The sequence below is a fragment of the Chengkuizengella axinellae genome (assembly GCF_030730905.1).
GTDB lineage: Bacteria > Bacillota > Bacilli > Paenibacillales > KCTC-33759 > Chengkuizengella > Chengkuizengella axinellae.
In genome coordinates, this window is the sequence record NZ_JAVAMP010000060.1 from 1 (window position 1) to 514 (window position 514).

The following is a 514-nucleotide window of genomic DNA, read 5'->3' on the forward strand; positions in this document are numbered from 1 at the left end:
GTTTAAAATAGTTGCTCAAAACCTATTGAATAATGAACCTATCAAACCTGTTCATTTGCAAATCGTTATAAATGAGGGAAGTCGGAATTTCGAAAGCAAATATTGTGGTGAGTTTAGACCTTGGTATTATGACCGATTTGATAAGTGGCATGAACTTGATCTTAGTGAAGAGATTTCAAAGTTTTGTAAAAAAGTAGAAAGAGAATTTGAGGACTGGACAGGAATAAATCCGGACTCACTGCATGATTATGTGGAAAACATGAAAGCAGAAAAACAGTTGAAAATAAGCTGAATAAGAAGGTGAGGGAATGGAAATGGACAAGTTACCTGACAAAATAATTAACTTGGATACAATCCGCGTTAATAGAAGTGCAGATAAAAAATGCAAATGTAGAAAAAAACATTTTGTAGTAGATACAAGAAATCGTTTAGTACATTGCCAATGCGGAGCTCAAGAAGATCCATTTGAAGCCTTATATTATTTAGCAGCAAACCGAGAACGACTACAAGAAGA

The 514-nt window shown here is 34.2% G+C and carries 1 protein-coding gene and 1 pseudogene; both read left to right on the top strand.

Annotation, left to right across the window (positions count from 1 at the left end; all coding sequences use genetic code 11):
• Positions 1-292 (top strand): hypothetical protein (locus Q5Y73_RS24655; protein ID WP_305994574.1); only part of this gene is annotated, 292 nt, incomplete at its 5' end.
• Positions 293-308: 16 nt separating this feature from the next.
• Positions 309-514 (top strand): annotated as a pseudogene (locus Q5Y73_RS24660) (hypothetical protein); the annotation flags it as partial.